A 20,215-nucleotide genomic window follows, 5' to 3' on the forward strand; every position below is an offset into this window, starting at 1 on the left:
AGTGCGAAAGGCAAGACATCGGCAAAGCCGCCCGGCCACTACAATCGATTAAGCAAAGCCGTGCCCCAGCATGCGGCAAAAAGACTTGCCAAGTCAGGAATTCTGGAGTAGAACATACAGTGAACAAACAGGTGCGCCATGAAACTGCCCGGAAAACTCGACTATCTGGAAATGCCCGCGACCGGTGGAACGCTGGACCGGCTGAAGGCTTTCTACAGTACCGCCTTTGCCTGGTCGTTCACCGATTATGGGCCGACCTATTCGGCCTTTGCCGAAGGCCTGGACGGAGGCTTCCAGGCAGATGCCGCGGAAGCGCCATCAAAGCCGCTGCCCGTGCTCTACAGCAGGGATCTGGAGCAAACCCTCGACGCTGTCGAAAGCGCCGGCGGCACGATCGTCAAACCGATCTTCCCGTTCCCCGGCGGCCGGCGCTTCCACTTCGTCGATCCAGCCGGAAACGAGATGGCGGTGTGGTCCGAATAGCCCGCTGCATATCATTTGCCAGCGCTGCGTTGCCTGCCCAATTCGAGCGTTCCAACCGTCACTCATAAGGATTGTGCTTTTTGGCTGCTCTGCTAATAACGCGCCGCACAAGCGACTCTGACGGCAATTGGGGCGTCGCCAAGTGGTAAGGCATCGGTTTTTGGTACCGACATTCCCAGGTTCGAATCCTGGCGCCCCAGCCAATCACTTTTTTTCTGGTGATGGCAGCGCGCTTGTCCACAGCCCAGGCATGCCAGTGTCGTTGCAGACCAGCCTGGTGCCGTTCTCCTCCGACAGGGGGGCGTGCTCGACCAAGCAGTCCATTCCAACCCGCGCCGCTTTCTGCTTGAATGACCCTCGACGTCCCGCAACGGAGCATCGGCCTATCTCAAACGATCCCTTCGCTTCCTTGCAGCAACGTTTCCTTGCCCGGTGTGCGGATCGGCTCGTGGAGTTGAAGGCCGCCCGTGAGAGGAGGGCTGTGCCCGGCAGCAGTTCCGGCGATACGCTGATCGGGATCGCTCACTCGCTGGCGGGTGGGGCCGGAACGTTCGGCTTTCCGGATATCAGCGTGCGAGCGTCCGAGCTTGAGACGTTGCTGATCGAGCGGTCGGATGTCGCACATATTGCGCTCGATGCGCTTATTGCGGAGATCGAGCGGACGCTGAAGTGACGTCAGCCGAAGAGGCTCACTTCTTCGGTCCAGTCAGGCCGGTCCTGGTCATCTCGCCCCAGCTATGGTCGGCGCGCAGATACTGCCACCAGCCCTTCACGCGCCAGAAATTGTTGAGCTGGCGGTAGCCGAAATTCTCGATCACCGCCACGGCCGTGAGTACGGCAAGGTCCCGCGCGCGCGGAAAACGCTGAAGCTCGGCTTCTTCGAGAACCAGCGAACACACGCTCACGCAAACGCCGTAGGTGAAAACCAGCGACGTGAATGCCAAGAGATATTCGGTCGAGAGGATGCCGAGTAGCCAAAAGGCCGGGATCAGCACATAGCCCAGCACCTCCGATATGGGCCCAAGCACATCGACAATCAGTATGTGACCAAATCCGAGGAAGCCGACCCGCCCATAGCGGGGGTTGAAGAGCATGGAGCGGTAGCGGAAGAAGCACTCGAGCGCACCGCGCTGCCAGCGCGTGCGTTGCCTGGCCAGAACGCGCAGTGACTCGGGTGCTTCTGTCCAGCACACCGGCTCCGGAATGAACTGGATGCGGTATTTGCGTTTGGTGTCCATCATGTGGCGATGCAGCTTGATCACAAGGTCCATGTCCTCGCCCATCGATCCCTTGGTGAAGCCGCCAACCGCCACCACTTCGGCGCGGCGGAACACGCCGAAGGCGCCGGACACCAGCATCAACGTGTTGATGCGGCTCCAGGCCAGCCGTGCCATAAGGAAGGCCCGCAGATATTCGACCACTTGGAACAGTGCCAGCAACCGGCTGGGTAGGCGGATCTCGCGCACCCTGCCCGCTTCGATCCTCGATCCGTTGGCGATGCGGATCGTGCCGCCGACGGCGATGGTGCGCTCGGGATCGTCGATGAAGGGCTGGGCCGCGCGCATCAGTGCATCGGGCTCGAGGATGGAGTCGCCGTCGATCACACAAAAGAGCGGCGCGCGGCAGACATTGATGCCGGCATTCTGGGCATCGGCCTTGCCGCCATTTTCCTTGTCGACCACGAACAGCCGTTCGGTCATCGGCGAGGAATAGAGGCCGCGGATCGGCTTGTGCGTCAGGGCCTCCTCATAAGGCCGGTGGAATTTCACCAGCTTGAAGCCTTCGATAAGGCGCTGCAGAGTCTGATCCTTCGAGCCGTCGTTGATGACGATGACTTCGAAATTCGGATATTCGAGCGCCAGCATCGAGTGCACGCTCTCGACCACGTTCACTTCCTCATTGTAGGCGGGCACCAGCAGCGCGATCGGCGGCGCTACGTCGCCATAGCGGTGCCACAGCAGAGCCGAACGCGCGACCGGCGGGCGCTTGGACAGGGCGTAGGCGGCGATGATGAGCTGCAGCAGGTAGATCGCCGTCTGCGCCAGCCCCGCCCCGATGATGAACCAGGACAGGATGGAGGCCCCCAGAACGATCTCTTGGCTCCAGTCGAACATCAGGTGGCTGGCCCCTCGGCGAGGATCAGCGAGGCCGTGCGCTGCCTGCGCGAGACGTCGCTGGCGGCGATCTCGCGCAGCACCTGCTCTCCCTTCTGGCCGAACGAGCGGAGCGCGTTGGCAGCGGCGTAGCGCACAGTCCATGCCTCGTCGTCCATAAGCTGCGCGAGGGGCGCGGCGAGTTCAGACAGGCCGAGGCGGCCCGCCGCGTCGGCAGCGTCGGCGCGTACATCCCAGCCGCCATTTTCCATCGCCTTGATCAGGATGGCCGGCGCATTGGCATGTCCGGTCAGGCCGAGTGCCCGCAATGCGGCTGCGGTAACCTCCGGCGACGGATCGCCGGCCGCGCGGGCAAAGAACTCACCAAACCGGAACCCGCCGTTGCGGGCAAGCGCATCGATTGCGGCCGCCCTGATGAAAGGCACCGCGTCCTGACGTCCGGCGTAATCCCTGAGCTCGTCGAACCGCTTTGGCGGAAAGCGCCTGAAAAGCTCGATCAGGCGTCGCGAGCGCTGCCCCGCCACGCCGATCTTGCGCAGCGTTACGACCAGCGGCGGCAAGGCGCCGAGATCGCACAGCGCGATCGCGACGGCGATCCTGACCTCACGTGATCCGTCGCGGTCGAGCGCCGAAAGCAGGCTTGCCACCGCGTTTTCCGAACGCAGCGCCGCCAGCATCTCGGCCGCGTGGATGCGTTCGGCGCCGTTGCCTTTTTCAAGCTGGGTGCCGACAAGGGTCGGCAGGCCACATTCATTGAAGGCTGAAAGGAGCTCGTCGTGCTCCTCGCCGCGCAACAGCGAAATAAACTCGAAGCCGGCATCGATCGCCACCCTCGCCGGTACCGCAAGCAGCGCCGTCTTCAATGCCTCGCGATCCCGATTTTCGGTGAAGGCGATCAGCGCCGTCAGAAGAAGGCGCCGCTGATCGGCGCCCGCCGTCCCCCGGCGCTCCTGCAATACCCGACGCACGATCAGCAGAAGCATGATCGCCAGGGAAAGGGCACTGAGCAGGATGGATAGGTGCCAGATGTACAACATGATCAGAACCGCGCGGTTAGGCCGAGCCCGAATGTGGTTCGGTCGAATGTCGGGCGCTGCTCATGGGCGAGGCTGCCGCGCAGCGTCAGCGGATCGGTGACGTCCCAGGAGATGCCGGCAAAGATGGTACGCGTCGGCACCAGCGTGCCGTCGGAGATCTCGGGTGCATCCCCATAACCACCAAACACATTGACGCTCGGGACAACTGCAACATCGGCTCGCAGGACATAACCATCGGCGCGCGTGCCGATGTCGTCGGCTGCGTGGACCCAACGTGCCGAAAGCCCCAGCCGGCCGTCCAGGACATAGACCTGCACCCAAGGCGAGATTGTGGTGACCTCGGCGGTGGCGAAATTGTCATAGCGAGCATCGATGTTGAGCGAGAACGGACCGAGCGCTTTCGCGGGCGCCATGATCCGCCACGAAGCGCCGGCCCCGACCGAATATCGTGCCAGGAAGTCGGCATCCGGCGTCGCCGCTGCCAGCACATAGGCCGAAACCGTGGGAGAAAAGGCCTGGTCGATGCGGCCGTCGATCTGAACATCGGTGCGGCCGTAGCGAGTCGCCATCCGGGTGCGGCCCGAAATGGTCGTCTGCGGGGTGGGCCGATAGGCAAGGCCGGTCGAACTGTCTGTCCAATCACCAAGTCCATCGGTGAGGTCGCTCACTTCGCTACCGATATCGAGCCGCCATTTGCGCGGCGGTGACGCAGCTAGTCTCTGCTCGATGTCGCGCGAGCCGGGTTCGAGGGCAAGCGCCTGCCGGTAGGCATCGCGCGCGGCGTCGTCGTCGCCACGGGCGCGGCGCACATCGCCGATTCCCACCAGCGCTTCGGCATTGCGCGGATCAATCGCCAGCACCCGCTGAAACGACTGCTCGGCCCGCGTGTAATCCCGCTCGAGCAAAGAAATCCGTGCGTCGAGGGCGATCGCCTCGGCGTTGCCTGGCGCGGTGCCAAGCACATCATCGATCATCGCGCGGGCGCGCGGCACGTCGCCCTGCCAGATCGCCAGCCGGACCTTGCCGAGGCGGGCGTCGAGAAGGCCGGGCTTGATGGCCAGCGCCTGGTCGAAGAAATGCCCGGCCTCGTCGAATTTCTGTTGGGAGCCCGCCACGAGACCCATGGCGACCAGGATGTCGGTGTTTTTAGGCGCCAGCCCGAGCGCGCGGCGATAGGCGTTCTCCGCCTCGGGCAATTGTCCCGCCGCCCGCAATCTCTGGCCCTTCTCCATCAGGCCGGCGACAGGATCCGGCCGCGGCGGGCGCAGCTTCTTCCTCGCGGTCGCAGGCTTCTGCTTGCTGCTGTCGGCCTGCTGGGCCTTGCGGATGTTGGCGACAAGCGTCGCCGCGTCGGCATTGCCCCGCTCGGCACGCGACACCTCTTCTGCCAGTTGCAGAGCGGCGTCCAGATTGCCGGAGCGGAACTCGACCTGAGCGATGCCGAAGCTGGCATCCAGATAGGTCGGCGCAAGCGCAAGCGCCCTGGAAAAGGCTTCACGCGCCGCCGGCAGATTGTTGCGGCCAAGCTCGGCGAAGCCAAGTTGCACCAGGGCATCGGCATTGTCGGGCTTGAGCGCCAGCGCACGCCGCAGCAGCTTCGCCGATTCGTCGAAATGCTGGGCTTGCCTGGCCTTGACGCCGGAGGCGTACAGTTCGTCGACCGCCTGGGCCAGCGCGGCGGCAGGCGCCGTTTCAACCGCCAGGAAAACGCATGCCGCAATGACGGCGCGCCGGCCGCGCCACATCAGCGTTTCCCGCTCTTGCGCGCCAGCAGGCGCGCAAGCCGGGCCAGGAGCTCCTCGGGAATGAAGGGTTTCACAAGGTAGTCGTCGGCCCCCTTCTCAAGGGCCGAGACGATGTCCCTTTCGCCCTTGCGGGCGGTCAGCATGACAACCGGGATTTCCGACAAAGCCGGGTCGCTCTTGATCCGGGCAAGAACCTCCAGGCCGTCGGCCTTGGGCATCATCGCATCGAGCACGATGATGTCCGGCGCCTCATGCTCCGCCTTCAAGAGCGCTTCCGCCCCGTCTATGGCCTTGATGACCTCGTATCCCTTTGCCCTGAGCCTGAATTCCATCAGTTCGAGCAAGAGGGGATCGTCATCGCAAATCAGAACTCTTGCCTTCGCTCCGTTCATCAGCCTTGCTCCGGTTCGCGCCTCGTTTTGCCGCTTGCCCCCCGGAGTGATTGATCCATGAACCGACATCCGCCAACGCGGTTCATGCAGACAGAGACATTCTTCTCAATCTCTCGCCGAGCTCCGCCGATGCTGCGCGATTATAGACAACCTGATTCGCTACGCCTGCACCTCGGCACAATCAGTAGATGAATAAGGCGACATGGTATAGGAGCCGTGAACGGCGTCGCACAGTCTGCAGCCAGACTGCGCTCGGTGCCCACGCCAAACGTCGGATCAGGCGCGCGATAGAAGCAATCTTTTGACTTCACCGGCAAGCGCAAGCGGGTCGAATGGTTTGGCGATCACCCCTACCGCCCCCATCGCCAGATAGCGTTCGACTTCATGCGTCTGGGTGCGCGCGGTGATGAACACCACGGGTATCCAAGCCGTCGGCCCAGACTGGGCCAAGCGCCTCAGCGTCTCCGGCCCATCCATGTCCGGCATCATTACGTCGAGCAGAATGAGGTCGGGCCGCCATTCGGCGGCATCAGTCAGCGCCTGCATGCCGGACGGGCAGGACCGCACCTCGAATTCCGGCTCGAGCTCCAGCGACATCTGGGCGATTTCGCGGATATCGTCCTCGTCATCCACATAGAGAATCCTTGCGGGCATGAGCGTCACTCCTCGGCGTGCGCGGCAGGTTGAGTGCGGGGCGAAACCAACATGCTCCTGACCAGCTTTGCCACATCGATTTCCGACGCCCTGGTCTTGGTCATGATGGCCTGAACCCGATCACCGAGTTTCTGGTCGAGCTCCGCCGCCGAAAACACGATGACCCCGGTCTCGAGCGGCAGATCGACCAGCAGGTCCAACCCCGAGCCATCGGGGAGTGCAATATCCAGGATAACCAGGTCGAAGAGATGCTGCGCGATCGCCTCCCGGGCGTCCTTGAGCGTCTTCGCCGAAGTAATCGAGACACCCGAACCCAGCCCCTCCGACATCACCGCAAGCACGCCCTCATCGTCCTCGACATGGAGAATCTTCGGCCTCTGCTCGGTCCTGCCAGCAAGGATCTTGGCAAGGGCGGCGTGAAGCCGCTTTGAATCCACCGGCTTCTCCAGCCAGTCGACGATACCGACGGCGCTGCCGTTGAGCGAGCGCCTGGCCTCATCGGCAACGGCGGAGATGACGATGACCGAAATGTCGGAATTCACCGGCGATGCCCTAATGTCGTGGAAGAGTTTGATGCCGGATTCCCCCGCCAGCTTGATGTCGAGGGTCAAGGCCACGTATTCGCGGGACCGCAGAAGCGCCTTTGCGGTGGCGATATCGGGTGCGACGTCGCTGGAAAAGCCTTCCGCATCCAAGAGTGCCGCAATCACTGCGGCGACGTCGGTCTCGTCTTCACAGATCAGAACCCGTAGGCGCCCATCGGGCTTCCGCGTCAGGTGCGGTGGCGGATACGGCCTTGGGTGGTGCCTGCGTACTTCTGCAAGGTCCACGTGGAACGAGGTTCCCTTGCCTTCCTCGGTTTCGAAGGAAACGGCTCCGCCCAGTTTTTCGGTAATGGCCTTGACGATGCTCAAGCCTAGGCCGGTGCCGCCTATCTTACGGGTGCTGGAGGCGTCGGCCTGCTCGAACTTTCCGAATATACGGCTGCGGAAAGCCTCCGGGATGCCAGCGCCCTGGTCCATCACGGAAATCCGCAGCATGTCGTGGTCATGACGCTGGAATTTCACTGTGACAGTACCGTCGGCATGCGAGAACTTGATCGCATTCGACAGGAGGTTCGCCATCACCTGATGGAGGCGATCCGGATCGATGTTGGCCTCGGCGCGCGGCGCATCGTCGATCAGAACGATCCTGATCCGGCTGTCAGCCATGTAGTTGGAGCTGGCGGCAATGGCCTGCTCCAGGACCTGACGGACAGGCATCTGCTTGATCTTGAAGGTGATCACGCCCGATTCGATCTTCTCCATATCCAGAATGTCGTTGATGAGAAGAACCAGCCTTTCGCTATTGGTGTGCGCGATGTTGACGAGATTGGCGGCCTTGGGCGGCAGTTCGCCGGCCACACCGGCCGCAATCAGCCCAAGCGAGCCGCGGATGGAGGTCAGCGGGGTGCGCAATTCGTGGCTGACCGTGGAAATGAAATCATTCTTGAGCTGCGCGGTGCGCTTCTGCTCGGTGATGTCGCGATTGTAGGTGATGACGCCGACGATCTTCCCGGCCTCGTCGCGGAAAGGGGCCTTGAGCGTGTAGAGCCAACCTTGCCGGCCATCCGGGAAAAGCGCGGGCTGGTCGATCCGCAACGTCTGCCCGGCCTCCAGCGCGCCCATCTCATCCTGCCGGAAGCGTTCGGCCACCTCCCTGGGGTAGAAATCGAAATCCGTCTTGCCGATCAGATCGTCGACCGAAGCAGCGCGAACCATTTCGGCGGTGGCGGGGTTGGCGGCGATGAAGCGGCCGTCGACATCTTTTATGTTCAGGCAATCCGGCAGTTCGCGAACCATGGCCCGGTAGGTCATGTTGGACATCAAGAGCTCCCGCCTGCGCTGCTGCCGGTCGAGCAGGACGCCGATGATGATTGTGCTGAGAAAGCGGAACACGAGGGACGGGAACGTGCTCTGCTGCACAAGGCCCGTGACGGCTTGCGCCGGGATGACCAGGAGCGTGATCAGCCCGGCGAGAGCGACCGTTACGCCAAGACCGAATATGTCGTACATGGTGCGCGATCGGGCCGCGACGATGTGGTGCCACGCAATGCCGACGATTGCGGTGATGAGGATACCCATGACACCAGCACCCGCACCCTGTCCGCCGAGATGGATGCGATAAACAATGGAGCCGAACGTGGCGATGAGCATTGCCGGCCATCCGCCAAAGAACGCGGCAGCAGCAATGAAGGCGGCGCGCAGATCGACGACGAAGCCGGAGACGGACAGGGCCGTCGCCATGGAAATGATCGCGCCCACGCACATGACCACGCCGAGAAGCAGCGACTGCATCCGCCGCGAGAGACGCCCGGTGAAATCCGCCACAAGGTCCCAGGCGACCACGAGGATGGAGACCAGGGCAAGGTTGGCGAGGAGTGAGTGCCAGATGTCGGTCATGACTTCGGCTCCTTTTTTCCGATAAATACCGACAAAACCTATCCGAGGTCTAAAGAAGCTGCCCGGCCATGCCGTTCTATTCCCTTTTGGGCACATGGGACCCGAGAGTACCTTTGCGATCTTCCATGAAGCCGATCAGCTCATGATTCGACGGTGTCGTAAGCGCAGATGAGCAAGAGGCATCGCGGCAAATTCGGGTCTTGCACATGATCTGTAAAGTGTCGCCTTGAACATCTCCTTCTTTCCATACATAGGTCGACCAGGTGGGTGGCGGCTCAACATGGAACTTCAATGAACCTTCCTATCTTCGCCATCAACCTCGATCGCGAGACCGGTCGCTGGAGCGAATTGTGCGCCAGCGCCGAGGCGGCCGGCCTGACCTTGCAGCGCATTGCCGCCGTCGACGGTCGGGCTCTCGCTGAAAAAGACCTGACGGAGATCGATCTTCCAGCCGCGCGCAAGCTGAGCGGGCGCGACATCCTTTCGGGCGAATATGCCTGTTACCGCAGCCATATCCGGGCGCTGGAAACGTTCCTGGCCGGTGGCAGCGCCCATGGCCTGATTATCGAGGACGATGTCCTCTTCAGCGAAAACACCATGCGGCGCATCGAGGCCATCATCGCGGCGGTGCCGGATTTCGACGTCATCAAGCTGACCAACCATCGCATGAGCTTCTTCATGCGCGCCGTCGAAACGGTTGAAGGCGACGAGATCGGTCGTGCGCTGCATGGCCCGCAAGGCTCGGCCGCCGCCTATCTGGTGACGCGAGAGGGCGCGCAGGGTCTGTTGTCGGCGCTCGCCGTTATGAAAATGCCATGGGACGTCGCACTCGAGCGCTTTTGGGATACCGGCCTGAAAGTCTATTCGGTCCGCCAAAACGTGCTTGGCTTCGCCGCCAGCAGTGGGATTTCGGGCATAGCCGGTCCCTCGGGAAGCTACAAATCCGCAAGGCTGGGCGGGCCGAGCCGGCTACGTGCCGGGGTGTTGCGGGCCAGCGACGAGCTGCGCCGCCTGCATCACGTCCTGCTGCCGCCCCCTCTGCCGCGAGATGCCCTGGATGATGCCAAGGACAACGCGCCGCGCCACACCTTGCTTCTGTTGCTTGCGGCACTCGCCATTCTCGCTTTGGTCTCCGCGGTGTGGCGCGAGGCCGACACCTACCGCTATGCGGGCCTGGCGCTGGCCCTGGTCGCGGTCATCCGCTGGTTCAGAGTGGATTTGTGGACCTACAGCAAACCGCTGATCGGTTGGGTCGGCTTCCTGTGTCTGGGCTGGTCGCTCTACGTCTTCATCCGACTGGCGATCGTCTATTTCGGCACCCACCAGTTGGGTGGCGCCGAAGGCATTTACATGTTTCCGCTGTTTTACGCGACGACCGGCTTCGCGTTTCTGCTGTTTGTCAGGCAACCCGCACGGCTCGTGCTCTGGTTCATGATCCTCAGTCTCGTCTTCCTGGCGGCGGACACCTTCTATTCGGACATGTTTCAAGGCATCCAACCGGCCCCGTGGCTTTTCAACAATCCCATCCACGCGTCGGTGGCGGCCGGTTTCATCTTCCTCTGCACGCTGCAATTCATGGCCTACTCGGCCCAGAGAACGGACCTCGGGAAAGCAACCAAGAACCTGCATTGGGCCCTGTCGACAGCCGTCCTGCTGCTTGCCCTCGTCAACATCATCGAGATGCGCTCAAAGGGAGTGTGGCTTGCGCTTGCGCTCGCTCTGCTCTTGTTGGCGGTCATGACCCTGGCGAGAGGCCATCGCCGCGAACTGTTGGTTTCGGGTGGCGTGCTGGTGATCGTGGCGGCCGGCATTGTCGCGGCACACAACATCTTCTCGTCCACCGCCGACGATACCATGGCATTCGTCAAAACCTTGGTTCCGGATGTGTTCAGGCATGGGGTCCTCCCCGCCTTCGACCGCGCCATCGCGAGCGACGCGGTTCCGCTTGCAGCCAAGGAGAGGCTGATGCTGTGGGCGGATGCGATCAATATCTGGAAGCGCCACCCGATCTTCGGAGCCAGTTCCAGCTGGCTGACCGAATGGCAGAACCGAACCTATCATCCCATGATCTTCAACGTCTTCCACAATGGTTATCTTGAGATTGCCGTGCGCTATGGTGTGGTCGGACTGGCGTTCTTTGCCTTTCTCTACACCTGGTCGGCCAGGCAGGTTCTGCTGGCCATGCGAGCCAAGCTTGTCGCTCCGGCCGCATGGTCCTGCTACATCTCCACACTGGTCTTCTTCGCCCTAACCATCCTTACCAATTCCAACAACCGGCTGGCCATGGGTGAGGCCTTCATGTGGTTTGCCGCGGCGTTCGGCTTCTACTGTTTTTATGTTCGCCAGCAGAAGAACCTTGTCGCGCCGCGGACCTATTTTTAGGGCCTGCCGGCACAGCACGTATCTGACCAGCCGGTTGCGACCGATGCACCTTTGACGCCCCGCTCAATTTCCCGATAATCGGGAAAGTCGATGCCAAAATCCATGGCTTATCGCCGGCAACCCCTTCGTTACGATCGACACGGATCACAGACAGGGGTTGTCACGGACATGCTGACGGACAGGCAGGCACGCGAGGCGGTGGAGCAGTACCGCGAGGAAGGATACGCGGTCGTTCGACAATTCGTCGACGGCGACGAGATGATCCGGCTGAAGAAGGAAACCGATGCGGTCTATGCCGAAGGCCTCAAGCATCACGCCACCTTCCGGCACGGCAACCTGAATTTCCAGATCCTGCCTGAATCGGACTTTGGCCAACGCTATGTGCTGCAGGCTTACTGGTTTTCCTGGATCAATTCCTATTTTGAAGAATTCCGCCGCAATCCCGACTATCTGAAGCTGCTCGAGGGCCTGATCGGCCGTGACATAAGGCAGATCGCCCAACAGCTGCACTGGAAGCCGCCCGGCGCCAATGTCACGGGTTATCGCTTCCACCAGGATCTGCGCTTCCGTAACCAGGCCGCCTTCGACAATGTCGCCGACGCCACCGTGACAACAGGCCTCGCGGTCGATCGGGCGACGCTGGACAATGGCTGCCTTCAGGTCGTGCCCAGCAGCCACAAGCTCGGCTATCTCGGCCTGTCGGACGAGGGAACCGGCGAGCTGATGAAGGGCCTGACCGCCGAAGAAGAGTTGCGCAAGGTCGGCATCGACCCGGCGACCATCGTTCCGCTGGTGCTGGAGCCGGGCGACCTTGCTTTGTGGGGGCTGCTTACCGTGCACGGCTCCTCGCCCAACAAATCGCGGCACGACCGGGCCTTTGCGCTGTCCAGCTATGTGCGGGCCGATACGACGCAACGTGGCGAATGGGCGTTCAGGGACGGCGTTTCGGTGCCGCTCGGCAAGACGCCGGCACTGTGCAAATACGAAAAGCTCTTCGAGGAGCCGGGACCGATGTACGACACCACCGCCTGGTGGAAATGACGCTGCCGCGTCGGGCGACGGGGGCAGAGGGGGCCTGGCGTTCGCGCCAGGCCCCTGGCGGCGTTGGCCATGGACAATCGGGCAGCATTTCAGGCGGTGAAGTCGGCCGACAGTTCGCGGATCAGGAAATCGACGAACGCGCGCACCTTGGCCGCAATATAGGTGCGGTGCGGATAGAGCGCGTAGATCGGGCTGGAGCCGGGGCGAAACTCATCCAGTTGCACTTCCAGCCGGCCGTCCCTGATCGCAGCGTCGACCAGCAGGCTGGGCAGGTTGCCGATGCCGAAACCGGCGGTGGTCATCTGGTAGGCGGCCTCGACGCTGTTGGTCGAGATACGCCCCCCGATAGCCGCATCGAAAGGGCCGTCGGGTCCGATGAATGGCCACGTGCCAAGGCGCTTGGCGAAATTGCTCAGCACGCAGGAATGGCTTGCCAGCTCATCCGGGTGGACCGGACGGCCGTTTGCATCCCAATAATCGGGCGTGGCGCAGACATAGTTGCGGACTTCACCAAGCCGGCGCGCAATCAGGGCGGAATCCGCCTGACCGCCGAAGCGGATGGCCACATCGTAGCCTTCCTCGACAATGCCGACGACATAACGCGCGGTGAGGTCGAACTCGATCGTGGTGAGCGGGTTTTCTTCGAGGAATTTCGGCACCAGCTTGGTTATGCGCGTGTGGCCCAGAACATTGGAGCAGGAAACCCGGATCAGGCCGCGCGTCTCCTTGTGCAGGCCGCGCGTCGAATCCTGCAGTTCGGAAATGTCGTCGAGCAGGCTGCGCGCACGCGGAGCATAGTCGCGGCCCGCCTCGGTGAGGCTGAGACGCCTTGTGGTGCGATTGATGAGCCGGACGCCGAGGTCGTCTTCCAGTTCCTTGATGGTACGGCTGACGGCCGTCGTCGACATGTTGAGATCGCGCGCCGCCGCCGACAGGCTGCCCAGCAGGCAGACCCGATCGAACACCCGCATCGCCGTCAGAAGATTCATCTTGCTTTCCCCTCGCCGTCGCGGCCCCGCCGCCATCGGCCGCGTCCTGTAGAAAACAGCGCCCAGCAACGACGCGGCAAGGGCATTCCACCGAATTTGGGCGTAAAATCAACAATGGGAGAACCGATATGACATCCAGACCTCTTCATCCCGCGATCGGCACATTTGCGAAAGGCGCGAAGAGCGGCGCGCTTGGCCGCCGCGAGTTTCTGGCGCTGGCCAGCGCCTTCGGCGCCAGCACGGCGATTGCCTATGGGCTCATCGGTCAGCCGGTCCCGGCGCGGGCCGAGGAAGCCGTCCAACCCAGGAAGGGCGGCGTGGTGCGTGTTGCCATGCAGGTGATGGAGTTGGAAGACCCGCGCAAGTTCAAGGTTTCGCAGATGGGCAACATCGCCATGCAGTTTCTCGAACCGCTGGTGCGCTGGAAGCCGGATTTCACCTTCGAGCCGGTGCTGCTGCAGAGCTGGGAGATCAATGCGGACGCGACGGAATATGTGCTCAAGGTGCGTCCGGGCGTGAAATGGTCGAACGGCGACGATTTCACCGCCACCGATGTTGCCTTCAACATCACGCGCTGGTGCGAGAAGGATGCCGCCGGCAACTCGATGGCCGGGCGCATGACCGCGCTTATCGATCCCGATACCAAGGTGGCGCGCACTGGTGCCATCGAGGTTCGCGACGGCCACACCGTGGTCCTGAAACTGTCTCAGCCCGACATCACCATCATCCCGGCGATGACCGACTATCCGGCATTGATCGTCCACCACACCTTCAATCCGAAGGCGGCGCCACTGTCGGCCAATCCCGTTTGCACGGGCCCGTTCGAACTTAAAAAACTCGATGTCGGCGTTGCTGCCTCGGTGCGCAAGCGGCCGGACGGGTCGTGGTGGGGCGGCGAGGTGTTCCTCGACGGCATCGACTGGACTGACTACGGCACCGACTCGGCCGCCACCGTCTCCGCCTTCGAATCCGGTGAGATCGACCTGAATGGGCAGACGCAGTCCTATGACGTCGCCATGCTCGACAGGCTGGGCCTGAAGAAAAGCGAGATCGTCACTGCCGCCACCCTGGTCTCGCGCTGCAACGTCAACGCCAAACCCTATGACGACAAGCGCGTGCGCAACGCCATACAGCTTGCTGTCGACAACGAAGCGGTGCTGCAACTGGGCGCCGACGGCATGGGTATCGTCGCGCAGAACGATCATGTCGGACCGATGCATCCCGAACACGCCGACTTGCCGCCGATCAAACGTGATCCGGTCCGGGCCAGGGCATTGCTCGAGGAAGCCGGCCAGCTCGATTTCGAGTTTGATCTGATCTCGGTCGAAGCCGATTACCGCAAGGAAAGCTCCGATGCCGTCGCCCAGCAGATGCGCGACGCGGGCTTCAAGGTGAAACGCACTGTCATCCCGGAATCGGCATTCTGGAACGACTGGACGAAGTATCCCTTCGCGACCACCAATTGGAACGCCCGACCCCTCGGCATCCAGACCTATGCGCTTGCCTACCAGACCGGTTCGGCATGGAACGAGACAGGGTTCGCCGATCCCGACTTCGATGCCAAGGTCCACAAGGCCAACGCCATCGCCGATCCGGAGCAGCGCCGTGCGGTGATGAAGGAACTGCAGGTCATGCTGCAGGATTCCGGCATCATCGTTCAGCCCTACTGGCGAAAGCTGTTCTGCCATATGAAACCTGCCTTGATGGGTTACCAGATGCATCAGGCCTATGAGCAGGACTTCACCCGGGCCTGGCTCGCGGCCTGATCGCGGGCAATCCTCCGACAGGCGGCGCATTTTCCGGCGCCGCCCATCGCCTGCTCACCGGGAAAGTTGCGCCGAAGCGTCGGCATCAAGGGCGTTCGAGGAGCAGTGCGGGCTTCGCATCGGGCATGATGCGCAGGTGCGGCCACACGCGCCATACCTTGGCAGGTCGGCCGGAATCCCGGGCCAGCGCACCGGACCGGCTGGCACATCAAGCGTGTGAAACATTCTGGTTTCCGCCTCTGTCATCATCAAGCTCCGGTTCATGGCTGGAGCTTACTTTTGAATGATGGAAGTGAAACCCGCTTTCCCGGGCAACGACCTTCCCGAAAACCGGGAGAATTCGCGCTCTTGGTTGGCAACACGCAAGGTGTGGCTTGCGACGGCTAGATCGGGCCAGGTGAAATATCCTCCCCCGATAATGGTCAGGGATGGTTCCGTTGCTTTTCGAAACATCCGATGCGATCGTGGCGCGGCGGCACCGTCCTGCCCCATGCACCGGGCGCCCCTGCAGGAGCCCGGCGCAGATCCCGAGCCGGATTCGACCTTCGCGGCGGGCAGGCACAGATTGGAGCAGAATGAGACTTCATCCAGCCGCCGAACGGATTGCTTTTTTCAGCACGCTTGTCGCTGTTCTTGTCCTTGCACTGGTGCCTATACCCGGACTCGAGGAGTACGGGATCGATATCGGTTTCCATTACGACAAGCTGAATCACGCCAGCGCCTTTGCCGTCATGACTTTCCTTGGAGGGCTCGGCTGGCCTGATCGCAAGGTCAGGCTGATCGTCTTCCTTGCAGTTGTTGGAGCGGCGATCGAGGTCCTCCAGGGCACGGCGCTGATACGACGTGATCTGGACGTGTCCGACTGGGTTGCCGATTGCGTCGGCATCGCGTGTGGCCTCGTGGCCGTGATCTGTGTGAACTGGATCTTGCGGCGCAGAGGTTGAGCCTGTTCTCAAGCCCTTTGTGCACGGGGCCGATAGCCAGAGGAGTTCGCCCCCGGCTCCATTGACTCGGCGAAATCGGATTGCAACGGTCCGATCCGAGAGTGGGCGGTTTTTTCTACCTTGGCCGGACAGATGAAGCTTCGGGCGCGGCACCCAGGAAGCGCGCCATCAGTATTGAGGGACGATGACGATCAAGATCAGGCTTCCGGGTGGCGTGTTGAAGGTCAAGCAACGTCATGAGTTGCGGCGACGGGAGCACAAGGGCGAAGTCCCGGTCTGGCAGTTTGGCAAATATTTCGTCATCTGGTGGCCCAGTACAATTCCCGATCGACCCTCCAAGAGCTCGAATACTGACGATGAACTTGAAATGAACATTCCATCGACTGGAGAAAGCACGTAAGCTCTATGCATCATGGCTTTGCGAATCAGATTGCCGGGGGGCACACTGAAGGTGAAGACCTACCGCGAACTGCGTGATCGCGAGCGGGATCGCAGGGTGCCTGTGCTAAAACTGGGATCGCTCTATTTCGTCTGGTCCTCGGCCAAGCATCATTCGCACAGGCACAGTCCGCGGCCCTGACATTTTTTGCCGGGCGAAAACCGCTTGCACACTTTTCCTGAATTGCTCCGGAGCGGCCCCTTCGCAGGCAGCGCAATCTGGATCAGCTTGCCTCGCGCATCGCCTCGGCCGCCTGCAGGTCCACCGACACCAGTTGGCTGACGCCCTGCTCGGCCATGGTCACGCCGAACAGCCGGTTCATGCGCGCCATGGTGATGGGATTGTGGGTGATGATGACGAAACGCGTCTCGGTGGTGGCCGCCATCTCGTCCATGAGATTGCAGAAGCGTTCGACATTGTGGTCGTCGAGCGGCGCGTCGACTTCGTCGAGCACGCAGATCGGCGCCGGGTTGGTCAGGAACACCGCGAAGATCAGCGACATCGCCGTCAACGCCTGCTCGCCGCCGGACAGCAGCGTCATGGTCTGCGGCTTCTTGCCGGGCGGGCGGGCCAGAATTTCGAGGCCAGCCTCGAGCGGATCGTCGGATTCGATCAGCTGCAATTCCGCCGTGCCGCCGCCGAACAGATGCGAGAACAGCCGCTGGAAATGGCCGTTGACGACCTCGAAGGCGGCCAGCAACCGCTCACGGCCCTCGCGGTTGAGGCTCTGGATCGCCTGCCTGAGCTTGCGGATCGCCTCGATGATGTCCTCGCGCTCGGAGACGATCGCCTCCAGCCGGTCGGATAGCTCCTTCTGCTCCTCCTCGGCGCGCAGATTGACGGCGCCGAGCCGTTCGCGCTCGATCTTCAGCCTGTCGAGTTGACGCTCGATCTCGGCCATCTCAGGCATCGGGCTGTCGGCCTCCAGACCGGTGTGGCGGATGACCAGATGCGGCGGCGTGTTCAGCGTTTCCTGTATGCGCGCCTCGACCTCCAGCCGGCGCTCGTCGGCCGCCGTCAGCCGCTCCTCGGCGCGAACGCGGGTCTCGCGCGCCTCGGCCAGGAACTGGATGGCGCCGGTGGCGGCCTTGTCCAGTTCGGATTGCCGGTTCTCCGCTTCCTGCAGACGGTCGGCCGCCGCCTTGCGCAAGCTCTCGGCCTCGGTGAGCTGCGACAGCAAGGCACGCCGCTTGGCGTCGATTTCATCGGGAGCATCGGCCAGCCGCTCGCGTTCGGCCTCGGCCTCGGCCTTGCGTTCGCCGAGCGAAGCGATCTGCGTCGAGGCGTTTTCGGCCCGCTCCAGCCAATTGCTGCGCTCGGCGCCAATGGCATCGAGCCGGCGCGCGCGCGCCTCGGCTTCGCGCCGCAGCCCCTCATGCACCGCGCGCGCATCGGCAAGCGCGGCGCGGTCGCGGGCGACATTGGCCGAGGACTGTTCGAACTGCAATTGCAGATCGCCAAGATCGGGCGCGTCCTGCAGCAGCATTTCCGCCTCAGCGAAGGCGGCCGAAATCTCCTCATGGCTGTCGACGATGCGGGCGCGCGCTTCATCGAGTGCGGCGCGCCGGCTCTGCAATTCGCCGCCGGCCCTCTCGGCCTCGGCCAACGCATTGCGGGCAGCGTCCAGCCGATGCTGAGCGTCACGACCGGCCTGGCGCGTGTTGCGCTCGGCCTCGCTCGCCAGGCGGAGCGCCTGTTCAGCCTCTCCCAGCGCCTCCTCGGCCTGGCGCAGGACGAGCGTCGCCTGTATCGCCTCGGCATCGAGCTCAGCCAGCCGGTTCTTCTGCGCCAGCCGTTGTGCTGCGGCGGTCGGCGCATCGGCGCTGGCGGTGAAGCCATCCCAACGCCAGAGCGCGCCTTCACGGCTGACCAGCCGCTGGCCGGGAGCAAGCAGCGACTGCAACCGGCGGCCGTCACCGGCGGCATCGACGATACCGATCTGCGCCAGGCGGCGGGCGAGCTGTGCCGGCGCGTGGACCACGCTGGCCAGGCTTTTGACGCCTTCCGGCAGAGCCGCGTCGCCGGGCTGGATCGCGCTTTCGCCCCAATGCACCGGCGCGCTGCGGTCAAGCGGCACGTCGAGGTCTTCGCCAAGGGCCGCACCCAGCGCCGTTTCGAAACCGCGATCGACGCTGATCTGCTCCAGCACGGCCGGGAAGAGATCGCCGCTGGCTGCATTCAGGATTTTGGCCAGCGTGCGCGCTTCGGTTTCGATCCGCGCCAGCTCGGCCCTGGCATCCTGAAGCGGTGGCCGGGCAGCGCTTTCGGTAGCGCGGGCATCGATGACCGACTGCTCTGCCTCGGACACGGCAGCCTCGGCCTCCTCCAGCAGCGCCATGGCCTGTTCGACCAGCACCCGCTTCTCGGCCGGATCGGGCAGGCCAGCGACCTTGGAGAGTATCTCCGACAATTCTCGGTCGACATCGGCAAGCTGGCGCGCGAAACGGTCGCGGCGCTCGGCGGTGTCGCGCAGCGTCCGTTCGATCTGGTTGCGCGAGGCGGCTGCTTCGGCCCGTTCGGCTGTCAGCGCGGCGAGCTTGGCTTCGCTTTGTGAAAGCGTCGACGCCGCCTGTTCGAACGCCGCACGGGTGGTGGCTTCGCGTTCGGCGGCGCCGGCATTTTCCGAATTGAGTGCTGCCTCTTCGGTGCGAAGGCGCTCGAGAATGTCCGCATTGTCGCGGACCATGCGCTCTTCACGTGCGATATCGCCTTCGAGCTGCTGTAGCCGGCGCTCGAGTTCGCTCTGGCGGGCGCGGATACGGCCGGCTTCCTCCTCGATCTGCGACTTGGCGATCGACAAGCGCTGGAAGGCAGCGGCGGCGGCGGCTTCCGCGTCGCGCAAATCCGGCAACCGGTGAGCGCCGATACCTTGCTCCCTGGCGGCAGCCATCTGGGCCGTGGCGCGGTCGCCGACAAGGGCTGTCGCAACCGCCAGCGCCGAACGCGCCTCGCCTTCCTGGGTCTTGGCCAGCGTCCAGCGCAGATGCAGGAGCGTCGCTTCGGCCTTGCGGATATCGGCCGACAGGTTCTTGAAGCGGGAGGCCTGGCGCGCCTGGCGCTTCAGGCTTTCGATCTGGCTTTCCAGCTCGCCGACGACGTCGTCCAGTCGTTCGAGGTTCTGCTCGGCCGCCTTCAGCCGCAGTTCTGCCTCGTGGCGGCGGGTGTGCAGGCCGGAAATGCCTGCTGCCTCTTCGAGCAGCGCGCGGCGTGCCTGCGGCTTGGCCTGGATCAGTTCGCCGATGCGGCCCTGACCGACCATCGACGGCGAACGCGCGCCGGTCGACTGGTCGGCGAACAGAAGCTGCACGTCCTTGGCGCGCGCCTCCTTGCCGTTGATACGGTAAAGCGAGCCGGCCTCGCGCTCGATGCGGCGCGACACCTGCAGTTCGTCGGCATCGTTGAACGCAGCGGGCGCCGAGCGGTCACTGTTGTCGAGGAAAAGCGTGACTTCGGCGGTGTTGCGTGCCGGGCGCGTGCCCGAGCCGGAAAAGATGACGTCGTCCATGCCGGACGCGCGCATGTTCTTGTAGGAGCTTTCGCCCATCACCCAGCGCAGCGCCTCGACAAGGTTCGACTTGCCGCAGCCATTCGGCCCGACAATGCCGGTCAGTCCGCGTTCGATGACGAACTCGCCGGGCTCGACGAAGGACTTGAAACCGAGGAGGCGAAGGCGCGAAAACTTCATTCGCGCCGCCCACTAAGCGGATTACCGTGGTTTTGCGATGAGAATTCGCGGCACGACCGGAAGCCGCGCACGCCGAAGCGCCGCCGCCTCAGGGCTGACTGGA

Annotated in this window: 15 protein-coding genes and 1 tRNA gene; 8 read left to right on the forward strand and 8 right to left on the reverse strand. The window is 63.1% G+C overall.

The annotated features are described in order from the left end of the window. Nucleotides 1-138 precede the first annotated feature (138 nt). The 3 genes from NP945_RS05380 to NP945_RS05390 all read left to right on the forward strand — a co-directional run bounded on the left by NP945_RS05380 (nucleotide 139) and on the right by NP945_RS05390 (nucleotide 1,156). On the forward strand, nucleotides 139-483 hold the full coding sequence (locus NP945_RS05380) for a VOC family protein (protein WP_127290804.1): 345 nt from the start codon (nucleotides 139-141) through the stop codon (nucleotides 481-483). A gap of 128 nt (nucleotides 484-611) precedes the next feature. Then, nucleotides 612-686: transfer RNA gene (locus NP945_RS05385), tRNA-Gln, on the forward strand. Between the two features lie 47 nt (nucleotides 687-733). Then, nucleotides 734-1,156: an Hpt domain-containing protein gene (locus tag NP945_RS05390; protein WP_256745765.1), complete on the forward strand. Its 423-nt coding sequence runs from the start codon at nucleotides 734-736 to the stop codon at nucleotides 1,154-1,156. A 16-nt stretch (nucleotides 1,157-1,172) separates the two neighbouring features. Here NP945_RS05390 and NP945_RS05395 read toward each other — a convergent pair whose 3' ends face one another. The 6 genes from NP945_RS05395 to NP945_RS05420 form a co-directional block, all read right to left on the reverse strand. Then, nucleotides 1,173-2,597 (reverse strand): glycosyltransferase family 2 protein, encoded by a 1,425-nt coding sequence (locus NP945_RS05395; RefSeq protein ID WP_256745766.1) that lies wholly within the window; start codon nucleotides 2,595-2,597, stop codon nucleotides 1,173-1,175. Next, nucleotides 2,597-3,634, reverse strand: a complete 1,038-nt coding sequence (locus NP945_RS05400) for a HEAT repeat domain-containing protein (RefSeq protein ID WP_256745767.1) — start codon at nucleotides 3,632-3,634, stop codon at nucleotides 2,597-2,599. The genes NP945_RS05395 and NP945_RS05400 overlap by 1 nt, the downstream gene beginning before the upstream one ends. A 2-nt stretch (nucleotides 3,635-3,636) precedes the next feature. Beyond that, nucleotides 3,637-5,379: a YaiO family outer membrane beta-barrel protein gene (locus NP945_RS05405; RefSeq protein WP_256745768.1), complete on the reverse strand. Its 1,743-nt coding sequence runs from the start codon at nucleotides 5,377-5,379 to the stop codon at nucleotides 3,637-3,639. Beyond that, nucleotides 5,379-5,771, reverse strand: a complete 393-nt coding sequence (locus tag NP945_RS05410) for a response regulator transcription factor (protein WP_127270163.1) — start codon at nucleotides 5,769-5,771, stop codon at nucleotides 5,379-5,381. The genes NP945_RS05405 and NP945_RS05410 overlap by 1 nt, the downstream gene beginning before the upstream one ends. A 276-nt stretch (nucleotides 5,772-6,047) precedes the next feature. Then, nucleotides 6,048-6,425: a response regulator gene (locus tag NP945_RS05415; protein WP_256745769.1), complete on the reverse strand. Its 378-nt coding sequence runs from the start codon at nucleotides 6,423-6,425 to the stop codon at nucleotides 6,048-6,050. Between the two features lie 5 nt (nucleotides 6,426-6,430). Continuing rightward, complete coding sequence (locus tag NP945_RS05420) at nucleotides 6,431-8,866, reverse strand: ATP-binding protein (protein ID WP_256745770.1); 2,436 nt, start codon at nucleotides 8,864-8,866, stop codon at nucleotides 6,431-6,433. A gap of 291 nt (nucleotides 8,867-9,157) precedes the next feature. Here NP945_RS05420 and NP945_RS05425 point away from each other — a divergent pair, with 291 nt between their 5' ends. Further along, nucleotides 9,158-11,248 (forward strand): O-antigen ligase family protein, encoded by a 2,091-nt coding sequence (locus NP945_RS05425; RefSeq protein WP_256745771.1) that lies wholly within the window; start codon nucleotides 9,158-9,160, stop codon nucleotides 11,246-11,248. A 168-nt stretch (nucleotides 11,249-11,416) separates the two neighbouring features. Continuing rightward, the gene (locus NP945_RS05430) at nucleotides 11,417-12,289 is read left to right on the forward strand and encodes a phytanoyl-CoA dioxygenase family protein (RefSeq protein ID WP_256745772.1); all 873 of its coding nucleotides are present in this window, start codon (nucleotides 11,417-11,419) and stop codon (nucleotides 12,287-12,289) included. An 89-nt stretch (nucleotides 12,290-12,378) separates the two neighbouring features. Here the strand turns inward: NP945_RS05430 and NP945_RS05435 are convergent, their stop codons facing one another. Continuing rightward, entirely contained in the window at nucleotides 12,379-13,278 is a 900-nt protein-coding gene (locus tag NP945_RS05435; RefSeq protein ID WP_127810990.1) for a LysR family transcriptional regulator, read from the reverse strand. Nucleotides 13,279-13,406: 128 nt separating this feature from the next. Here NP945_RS05435 and NP945_RS05440 point away from each other — a divergent pair, with 128 nt between their 5' ends. From NP945_RS05440 to NP945_RS05450, 3 genes are all read left to right on the forward strand, one after another. Continuing rightward, complete coding sequence (locus NP945_RS05440) at nucleotides 13,407-15,044, forward strand: ABC transporter substrate-binding protein (protein WP_256745773.1); 1,638 nt, start codon at nucleotides 13,407-13,409, stop codon at nucleotides 15,042-15,044. Between the two features lie 575 nt (nucleotides 15,045-15,619). After that, entirely contained in the window at nucleotides 15,620-15,988 is a 369-nt protein-coding gene (locus tag NP945_RS05445) for a hypothetical protein (RefSeq protein WP_127810991.1), read from the forward strand. Between the two features lie 184 nt (nucleotides 15,989-16,172). Beyond that, nucleotides 16,173-16,388: a hypothetical protein gene (locus NP945_RS05450; RefSeq protein ID WP_127268451.1), complete on the forward strand. Its 216-nt coding sequence runs from the start codon at nucleotides 16,173-16,175 to the stop codon at nucleotides 16,386-16,388. A 262-nt stretch (nucleotides 16,389-16,650) separates the two neighbouring features. Here NP945_RS05450 and smc read toward each other — a convergent pair whose 3' ends face one another. Further along, nucleotides 16,651-20,112: a chromosome segregation protein SMC gene (smc, locus tag NP945_RS05455; RefSeq protein ID WP_256745774.1), complete on the reverse strand. Its 3,462-nt coding sequence runs from the start codon at nucleotides 20,110-20,112 to the stop codon at nucleotides 16,651-16,653. Nucleotides 20,113-20,215: the final 103 nt, after the last annotated feature.

Source organism: Mesorhizobium sp. LMG17149 (assembly GCF_024518695.1).
Taxonomy (GTDB): domain Bacteria; phylum Pseudomonadota; class Alphaproteobacteria; order Rhizobiales; family Rhizobiaceae; genus Mesorhizobium.

Bases quoted from the DNA above. Each gene is read 5' to 3' on its own strand.
- NP945_RS05380 (WP_127290804.1), top strand. From the start codon at position 139: ATGAAACTGCCCGGAAAACTCGACTATCTGGAAATGCCCGCGACCGGT.
- NP945_RS05390 (WP_256745765.1), top strand. From the start codon at position 734: ATGCCAGTGTCGTTGCAGACCAGCCTGGTGCCGTTCTCCTCCGACAGG.
- NP945_RS05395 (WP_256745766.1), bottom strand. From the start codon at position 2,597: ATGTTCGACTGGAGCCAAGAGATCGTTCTGGGGGCCTCCATCCTGTCC.
- NP945_RS05400 (WP_256745767.1), bottom strand. From the start codon at position 3,634: ATGTTGTACATCTGGCACCTATCCATCCTGCTCAGTGCCCTTTCCCTG.
- NP945_RS05405 (WP_256745768.1), bottom strand. From the start codon at position 5,379: ATGTGGCGCGGCCGGCGCGCCGTCATTGCGGCATGCGTTTTCCTGGCG.
- NP945_RS05410 (WP_127270163.1), bottom strand. From the start codon at position 5,771: ATGAACGGAGCGAAGGCAAGAGTTCTGATTTGCGATGACGATCCCCTC.
- NP945_RS05415 (WP_256745769.1), bottom strand. From the start codon at position 6,425: ATGCCCGCAAGGATTCTCTATGTGGATGACGAGGACGATATCCGCGAA.
- NP945_RS05420 (WP_256745770.1), bottom strand. From the start codon at position 8,866: ATGACCGACATCTGGCACTCACTCCTCGCCAACCTTGCCCTGGTCTCC.
- NP945_RS05425 (WP_256745771.1), top strand. From the start codon at position 9,158: ATGAACCTTCCTATCTTCGCCATCAACCTCGATCGCGAGACCGGTCGC.
- NP945_RS05430 (WP_256745772.1), top strand. From the start codon at position 11,417: ATGCTGACGGACAGGCAGGCACGCGAGGCGGTGGAGCAGTACCGCGAG.
- NP945_RS05435 (WP_127810990.1), bottom strand. From the start codon at position 13,278: ATGAATCTTCTGACGGCGATGCGGGTGTTCGATCGGGTCTGCCTGCTG.
- NP945_RS05440 (WP_256745773.1), top strand. From the start codon at position 13,407: ATGACATCCAGACCTCTTCATCCCGCGATCGGCACATTTGCGAAAGGC.
- NP945_RS05445 (WP_127810991.1), top strand. From the start codon at position 15,620: ATGAGACTTCATCCAGCCGCCGAACGGATTGCTTTTTTCAGCACGCTT.
- NP945_RS05450 (WP_127268451.1), top strand. From the start codon at position 16,173: ATGACGATCAAGATCAGGCTTCCGGGTGGCGTGTTGAAGGTCAAGCAA.
- smc (WP_256745774.1), bottom strand. From the start codon at position 20,112: ATGAAGTTTTCGCGCCTTCGCCTCCTCGGTTTCAAGTCCTTCGTCGAG.